The organism is Bacteroidota bacterium (assembly GCA_034439655.1).
In the GTDB taxonomy this organism is placed as follows: Bacteria; Bacteroidota; Bacteroidia; order UKL13-3; family UKL13-3; genus CANJUD01.
This window is the reverse complement of the sequence record JAWXAU010000197.1, coordinates 1-7,928: the sequence shown is the minus strand read 5'-3', so window position 1 is coordinate 7,928 and position 7,928 is coordinate 1. Positions and strand designations below refer to the sequence as shown.

7 protein-coding genes are annotated in these 7,928 nt (G+C 36.6%); 3 read left to right on the top strand and 4 right to left on the bottom strand.

The window, feature by feature from the left end; translation table 11 throughout:
• Positions 1-614, bottom strand: a 614-nt coding sequence (locus tag SGJ10_14650; GenBank protein MDZ4759363.1) for an OmpA family protein, incomplete at its 3' end; no start/stop codon positions are given.
• A gap of 178 nt (positions 615-792) precedes the next feature.
• On the opposite strand from SGJ10_14650, the gene SGJ10_14645 reads away from it, so the two are divergent.
• Complete coding sequence (locus tag SGJ10_14645) at positions 793-1,308, top strand: GNAT family protein (GenBank protein ID MDZ4759362.1); 516 nt, start codon at positions 793-795, stop codon at positions 1,306-1,308.
• 467 nt (positions 1,309-1,775) lie between these two features.
• Positions 1,776-3,515: a DEAD/DEAH box helicase gene (locus SGJ10_14640; GenBank protein ID MDZ4759361.1), complete on the top strand. Its 1,740-nt coding sequence runs from the start codon at positions 1,776-1,778 to the stop codon at positions 3,513-3,515.
• An 86-nt stretch (positions 3,516-3,601) separates the two neighbouring features.
• Here SGJ10_14640 and SGJ10_14635 read toward each other — a convergent pair whose 3' ends face one another.
• The 3 genes from SGJ10_14635 to SGJ10_14625 all read right to left on the bottom strand — a co-directional run bounded on the left by SGJ10_14635 (position 3,602) and on the right by SGJ10_14625 (position 5,931).
• A complete protein-coding gene (locus SGJ10_14635; protein MDZ4759360.1) occupies positions 3,602-3,958 on the bottom strand; it encodes a four helix bundle protein in 357 nt (118 codons plus the stop codon).
• Between the two features lie 142 nt (positions 3,959-4,100).
• Complete coding sequence (locus SGJ10_14630) at positions 4,101-5,381, bottom strand: hypothetical protein (GenBank protein ID MDZ4759359.1); 1,281 nt, start codon at positions 5,379-5,381, stop codon at positions 4,101-4,103.
• A complete protein-coding gene (locus SGJ10_14625) occupies positions 5,371-5,931 on the bottom strand; it encodes a sigma-70 family RNA polymerase sigma factor (protein MDZ4759358.1) in 561 nt (186 codons plus the stop codon). The genes SGJ10_14630 and SGJ10_14625 overlap by 11 nt, the downstream gene beginning before the upstream one ends.
• Positions 5,932-6,255: 324 nt before the next feature.
• On the opposite strand from SGJ10_14625, the gene SGJ10_14620 reads away from it, so the two are divergent.
• Positions 6,256-7,923, top strand: coding sequence for an aryl-sulfate sulfotransferase (locus SGJ10_14620; GenBank protein ID MDZ4759357.1), 1,668 nt, complete (start codon positions 6,256-6,258; stop codon positions 7,921-7,923).
• The last annotated feature ends 5 nt before the right edge of the window (positions 7,924-7,928 follow it).

Below are 7,928 nucleotides of genomic sequence, written 5' to 3'. Positions count from 1 at the left end.
GAAATCTGGTGCTCAAAGTTTACACTATATAATACACCCAACGAACTGCTAAAGTTGACAAAATAGTTTTTATCAATCATCACTGTTTGGTATTTATTTATTTGTATAGTATCGTCTATTGTATAAAACAGTTTGAAGGGATAAAAGCGGGTTGATTTTGTTTCTGATATTTCTGAATCTGTAATATTCAAGTGATAACCCTCGACTAATGAGTTTATCATCAAATTTGTCATAAGGTAAGAATTTTCGCCATAAGATGCATATTTTATTTTAGAGGTATCAATTCCCAATTGATGGAGATAGCTGCCCACGGACTCTACACGGCTATTTGATAAAATTAGATTATAGTTTTTATCGCCTACGCTGTCTGTATTTCCGTAAAGATATATTTTATAATTGGTACTGTCTTTCCATACATTATATATAGAATCCATTTTGTGTTTTGAATTCAAATCCAAATTGTATTTGGCAGTTTCAAATAATATATAACTAGTAGATTGTTTAACGGGAATTTCTTTTTTTGTTTGTGCTGATGAAGTATGATAACATATCAATCCAACTACAAAAAATACAATTCTCCGTTTGTAAAAGACTGGCTTAAAAATGTTTAACACGTTGCAAATATATAGGAGGGAGTGGAAATATTTTCCATCGTCAGTTGGAAACAACCGACAGCACACTTTGCGTACAACTTTGCGGTCACGTGTTTCGATTAGTAGTGCGGTCAGGTCTTTCCTCCAGTAGTGTTGTCAGGTGTTTCCACCTGACCTAGTTCATTCCTACCTTTGTGCCATGGTTATACAATCCCCAAAATTCACCTTACGCCCTTTGAGAATGGAAGATGCAGAGCAGATGGCTGCGTTTTGCAATAACAAAAAACTGTGGATTAATATGCGTAATCGTTTCGCCCATCCTTATCATACAGAGCATGCAGAAATATTTATTGCAGATGTTTTAACACGTGATCCCGTCAATGTTTTGGGAATAGAAATAGAAGGGAAAATTTATGGAACAGTGGGCATTTTCCCTGGTGAAGATGTATATAATAAAAGTGGTGAACTGGGTTATTGCCTTAGCGAAGAACATTGGGGGCATGGCATCGCCACCGAAGCAGTGAAATTATTTTTGGAATTATATGTTGCTAAGAATTATAATTTAACTCGAGTTTATGCTACCGTTTTTGGTTGGAATCCAATTTCCAGAAAAGTATTAGAAAAGAATGGTTTTGTATTAGAAGGCATCGGCAAAAATGCAATATATAAAGATGAAGAGTATACGGATGAGTATCGGTATGCGAAGATGTTGTGAGACCATCCACACCCTCATGCTGAACTTGTTTCAGCATCTAAGCCACAAAGAAATGCTGAAATAAATTCAGCATGACGACCTTCTCTACTTTATAAATCTTCTAAAATCTTCATTTGTTAATCCTTGTTCATTATTCTGTTGTTTTAAGTTTTATATGTCTTTAGTCTTGGCATTACGCAGGCTCACTATTGTGTTGCCGTCGCGGCGTCATCCTGAACTTGATTCAGGATCTCGTTAATATATAGATGCTGAAATAAATTTAGGATGACGTTCGTCTCCGAAATTTAGAGATTGCCACGCCTCTTTTTTAAGCTAACATTTTCAACCTTGGCATTTTTCTTAAAAAGGCTCGCCATGACGGTTTGATATAGTAATTCGTAATTGAAGTTTCGTAATTTGCAATTAAAATTTCAGCCCTAACTGTTATACTATCAATTATATTGCCTACCTTTGCCGAAAATTTATTAATGATATCATTTGCAGAACTAGGTCTAGACGACCGACTTATTCAGGCTATTACTGACCTGAACTTTACCACCCCCACCGAGATTCAAGAAAAAGCCATACCTGTATTATTATCAGGTGAAAAAGACTTTATAGGATTAGCACAAACAGGCACAGGAAAAACCGCTGCCTTTGGCTTACCATTGTTGCATTTCGCCCAAGGAATCAAGAAAAACCCAATGGCATTGGTAATATGCCCCACACGCGAACTGTGTATGCAGTTGGTGAAGGAAATGGAGTTGTTCAAAAAGTATTTACCAGGCATAGACGTAACCGCAGTGTATGGTGGAACTTCCATCTCTATGCAAATTCGTGATTTGAAAAGAGGAACCAATATCGTTATCGCTACCCCAGGCCGACTCATCGATTTGATTGAACGCAAAGCTGTGAATTTAGCCAATGTACAATATGTAGTTTTGGACGAGGCCGATGAAATGTTGAACATGGGTTTCCGTGAAGATATTGAATTCGTATTACAGAACACGCCTTCGCGTCAATGCACATGGTTGTTCAGTGCTACCATGCCAGCAGGCGTGAGGCAGGTGAGCAAAAAATATATGGATACGCCTGTGGAGGTTACCATTGGTTCAGCAAATACTACCAACAAAAATATCGACCACCAATATTATATAACTTCGCATCGCCATCGTTATGATACCTTAAAACGTATTATAGATTTTAACCCCGGCATGTATGGCATTATATTTACCCGTACAAGGGCCGATGCACAAGATATCACCGATAAATTAACCCGTGAAGGTTATGATATCGATGCCTTGCATGGTGACTTATCGCAACAACAACGCGATAAAGTAATGGGACAATTCCGTGATAGAAGTTTGCAATTATTAATAGCAACCGATGTGGCCGCAAGGGGTATTGATGTAAAAGAAATTACGCACGTAATCAATTACGAATTACCCGATGAAATTGAAGTATATACGCATAGAAGTGGGCGTACAGGCCGTGCAGGCAATGCAGGAATTAGCATGTCTATTATAACTCCGCGTGAAAATGGTAAATTCGCTCAGATACAAAGATTGTCCAAAGCAAAATTCAATAAACTAGAAATTCCTTCTGGCACTGATGTTTGTCGCAAACAGTTTTTTGAGTTTATTGGTCGCTTGCAAAAAGCAGATATATCTCATGGCAATTATGAAACTTATATGCCATTGCTCACAGAGAAATTTGCGGACATGAGCAAGGAAGAAATACTGCAACGCGTAGCTGCGATGGAGTTTGACCGTTTCTTAAAATATTATGAGAATGCAGAAGATTTGAATGCCCGTGAAGGATTTAATGATCGTGGGGATAGTCGTAGCAGAGGCGGGGACCGCGGTGGCGATAGTCGTGGTGGCAGCAGAGGTGGAGAAAGAGGCGGTGACCGTGGCGGAAGAGGTAACGACCGTGGAGGTGATAGAGGCGGAGATAGCCGCGGACGTTCATCATTTGGAGTAGATGATACCAACAAAGAAAGATTATATATAAATGTGGGTATGAAAGATGGTTTTTATAAAGCCAGCTTCCTACAATTTGTATTAGATATGAGCGATTTGCGTAAAGACAATTTGGGAAGTGTGGAGCTTCACAAACTGCATAGCATTGTATATGTAGATCGCAAACTTGCTGGAAAAATGGTGGAAGCAATCGACCGCAAAAGCTATAAAGGCCGAAAGCTGAAGATGAATGTGGACCAAGAATAATGTATAATGTACGATATACGATATACGATATTTGATTCAGAATATATGATATAAAGAGTGTGACCTATTTTGGGTTAGGTTCTATCTTATTTTTTGCTTTTATTTCTCATTGTTTTAATAGTTGCCACAGTGATGGACAGAATTTTGTTCGCTTCCTTTTTAATAGATTGGATTTTGTTTGAGGTCAGCATATTGCTTTCTTCTATAATTTCCAACCAATAAATAGTTTCGTCCGTTTCTTCCTCAACTATCTTTAGTTTATAAATATAGTCTGCTTCAGACTTTGCCCTGCAAGCAGCTCGATAGTGGGCTCCAATAGAAGTCGAACTTCGTACGATTTGTTTTGCTATTGCCCAACCAGATGGCTTATTGGGCAATTCATCGATGGGCATAATAACGTCTAGTCCAATCTTTTTCGTTTGCAATTTGATTTCTTCCTTCATAATAGTATTAATATAAAAAACAAACATACTATTAAAAGCAATAAATATCTCAAATGTTATTTCCCGTACATCGTACATCGTAAATAAACAAGCGTCAGCCACATCCATCGTACTCGCCGCGGCGAGCTACATCGTAAATAAATTATATATTAAAACTATAGAAAAGCCTAAGCCTAGCTCCAAAATTCAAATCGTTTCTTCTATAAGGCACAGAAATAATTTGTTTGTTGACATATATATATGCTTGTACACCAAAATTTTTCCATATCTGTTTTTGTGCACCAACCGCTAAAGACATATTATTTAAACGTGGAATTTTGGGGACTACTTCAAAACCTAATCGTTCCTCTCTATTGCCTGGGCCAGGGAGCCTATGTGTGAAATCAATTTTTTGTTTGCTGTATAATTCTACATCTGTAGCAAGGCTTGCTAATAGTGTAATTTTATTATTTAATGAATACCGATAAGAAACTTGTACCGGCAATTGTAATAGTATAGCATTGTGAATATTGATATCTTTTATATTGTTACTATCGGGAGGCAATTGTTTGCGAAATGCTTGATGAAAACTCTTACCTTGAGGATCACGCCATTCACGCCCATCACGAAAATGTTCATCTTTTAAAAACACCATTTTTACTCCTGCCGCCGCACTAAAGTTTTTGTGAAAAACATATTCAACAAATACATTCATGCTTTTGGCAGGCTTCCTCAATTCCATATTGCCGCCGATACCAGCCAATATATATTTTTTGCTTGATGGTTTTTTAGGACGGACATTAGGTTGGGGAACAGAATCTATAATACGCTCTGTAGAATCAATAGACTCCAAAGGCTTGATATCATTATTTGCAAGTGTTCCCTTGTTTTCTTTTGGAAGTATAATATCCTCAGATTTTTTTTGTATACTATTTTCAAAAGCTATTTTATTTTCTTTTGGTAAAACATTAACAGGATTACTAATATTTCTATCCTGATTTGTATTTGAATTCTGTACTTTATTTTTAGCTATTGGAGTAGAACCTTTGTCATCATTAATATTATATTTTTGTTTTGGAGATTCTGTATTCTTATTAATGTTTATATTGTTAATATTTGCTGATGAAGTAGCAGGTATTGTTTCTTTTATATAAACCGTATCTGGTTTCGATGTTGGTATTTCTTGTTTGTTAATTCTTAAGTTATTAATAGTTTCTGTGAGTTGTTCTTGTTTGTTCAGTTGTATTATATTCCAAATTGTGAGGCCAATTATCGATATCCCGATTACCGAGACAGCGGCTTTTGCAAATAAAGTTTTTGCAAAAGGCACACGCAAGTTTTTGCTAACAAAGCTATTTACTTTATCAATGTCGGCATCAGTATATTGTGGGTTGATGCTATCCATCTTGCGACGGATCGAATCATCAAAATTATCAGTTTTCATGTATTTTTAAATTTTTTTGTCCATATACTATATATAAATGGGGGTAATTATTTTTAATTAGAGCTTGCAGTTTTTTGCGTGCATCTTGAAGATTAGATTTTGAAGTACCTTCTCTGATGCCCAGCAATTCAGCAATTTCACGGTGGTTATATCCTTCTACTACATATAAAGTGAAAACCATTCGGTATGACGGAGGTAATTGTTGCACGAGTTTCAGTATTTCTTCGGCAGCAATTTTCCCGATTACATCTTCGCTCACATCTAAGGCTTCTATATTATCCAAACTGTCTTGGTTATTATATTTTTGCCACTTGCGATAGTAATCAATTGCAGTATTTACCATGATGGTTCTCAACCATGCTTTGAACGGTTGTGCGTGATCATATTTATTCAAATTATTAAACACTTTCAAAAAACCATCATTGATCATTTCTTCGACTTCCTCAACACTTGCAGCATATTTTATGCAAATGGTTTTCGCATAGCCGAAGAACAATTTGATAAGTGCCCTCTGAGCTCGCGGACTATTGTCCTGACAGGCTTTGATCACACTCTCCAAATCGTGTTCGTTGTATCGGGTGTTCTTATTGAAAAACAAATTGGCTTTTATTTAATTACTATTACGAAACAAATTTAAAATAGGTGGGGTATACTTGATACTTATTTCAAAAATACTGTCCTAAATTTTACTTTCAGATTGTAATGACTTGAAGATAACTGCCTTCTCAAATTATTTATATTCTTTCCCCACCTTTTAGTATCTTGCCCCGTAATAATCATTTGACAACTTTGATAGGTTACTGGCCTAGGCAGCGTGGTCAAATTAACCCCGCCGCGGCGGAAACCATCAATCATTAACCATTATACAAAAGCCATGAACAAAAAAAGCACATTATTATTGGGAATTTTCCTTTTATTTTTTAGCATCACACGAGCCCAGCAATGGGGCGACTATACACTATACGCCACACAAAATGGAACTACTGCAAATTTGTTAGATACTAATGGAAATATATATCATACTTGGACTTTCCCTTCAACTAAGAAAACAGGTTATTCCACTTATATGTTACCAGGTGGAAGTTTGATGCGAACCGTGGCCCGTGCAGGTAATTCATTTAGTGGTGGTCCTATTTGTGGTGAAGTGCAAAAAGTAGATTGGAACGGAAATGTAGTTTGGGATTTTGTATACTCAACCACCACTTACTGTACCCATCATGATATATGTCCCATGCCCAATGGAAATGTACTATTAATTGCCTACGAGTCGAAAACTGCGGCTGAGGTAACACAAGCTGGTTCTTCAAAAAATATAGTGATGTGGCCAGATAAAATTGTGGAAATAAAACCTACAGGTGCCACCACAGGCGATGTAGTTTGGGAATGGCATGCCTGGGATCATTTGGTGCAAAACTATGATAATACAAAAAGTAATTACTATAGTTCCATTGTCAACCATCCCGAGTTGTTAAATATCAATTATAAAACAGCACAGGATTGGATACACATGAATGGAATATCATACAATGAGGAACTGAGCCAGGTCTGCTTTAGTTCACATTTTTTGAACGAAATATATGTAATAGATCATAGTACAACAACTGCCGAGGCTGCTACACATAGTGGTGGAAAATCAGGCAAAGGAGGAGATTTATTATACCGTTGGGGAAATCCTCCTGCTTACGGAGCAAATGCAACAGCTACCATCAATGCAGTTCACGATGCACACTGGATTCCTAAAGGTTGTCCCAATGCAGGATATTTGGTAGGTTTTAGTAACGAAGGTATATCTGCTACGCAATCTGCAGTGTTTCAAGTTTCACCACCGTATAATGGTTATACTTATGCTATCACACAAGGACAAGCATATACACCCACATCTTATACAAAAGTGCATGCCTGCAAAGGCCATACAAAAAATATGGGTGGTAGTCAGCAGTTGCCAAATGGAAATATGTTAGTTTGCATTGCACAAGCGGGTTATATATATGAGATCGATTCTTCAGGAAACCTATTATGGTCAACCACAACATCAGGTGCGGTGGCTAAAGCTTTCAGATACAGCAAATGTTATATAACTGGAGGTGATACACCTATCATTTCTCAAAATATAAATTCTTTAATGTCGAGTAGTGCAGCGAGTTATCAGTGGTATTTTAATGGTAGCCCGATTGCAGGAGCAACTTCCCAAACTTATAGCCCAACTCAGAAAGGCATGTATCAAGTGCAAATTGTAAATGCGAGTGGTTGCAGTGCAATTTCAAATCAATTAAGTTTCTATTTTAATAGTATTAATACGTTATCAGATAATAACAATTTGAATATATATCCAAATCCAACAGATGGTATAGTTAATATAGAAGGAAGCATTGCCAAAGAGCAGTTTGAGATTTATATTCGTGATATTACAGGCAGATTGATCAGTAAAACTAAAAATACGAATATACTTGACCTGTCAACATTTAACAAAGGAATATATATATTAACTATTACTTCCAATAATAACATTTCAATCAATAAAAAACTAATTCTCGAAAAATAATATAT

What these genes read in the sequence shown, in the direction of transcription:
- SGJ10_14645 (MDZ4759362.1), top strand. Translation starts at nt 793, where the DNA reads ATGGTTATACAATCCCCAAAATTCACCTTACGCCCTTTGAGAATGGAA.
- SGJ10_14640 (MDZ4759361.1), top strand. Translation starts at nt 1,776, where the DNA reads ATGATATCATTTGCAGAACTAGGTCTAGACGACCGACTTATTCAGGCT.
- SGJ10_14635 (MDZ4759360.1), bottom strand. Translation starts at nt 3,958, where the DNA reads ATGAAGGAAGAAATCAAATTGCAAACGAAAAAGATTGGACTAGACGTT.
- SGJ10_14630 (MDZ4759359.1), bottom strand. Translation starts at nt 5,381, where the DNA reads ATGAAAACTGATAATTTTGATGATTCGATCCGTCGCAAGATGGATAGC.
- SGJ10_14620 (MDZ4759357.1), top strand. Translation starts at nt 6,256, where the DNA reads ATGAACAAAAAAAGCACATTATTATTGGGAATTTTCCTTTTATTTTTT.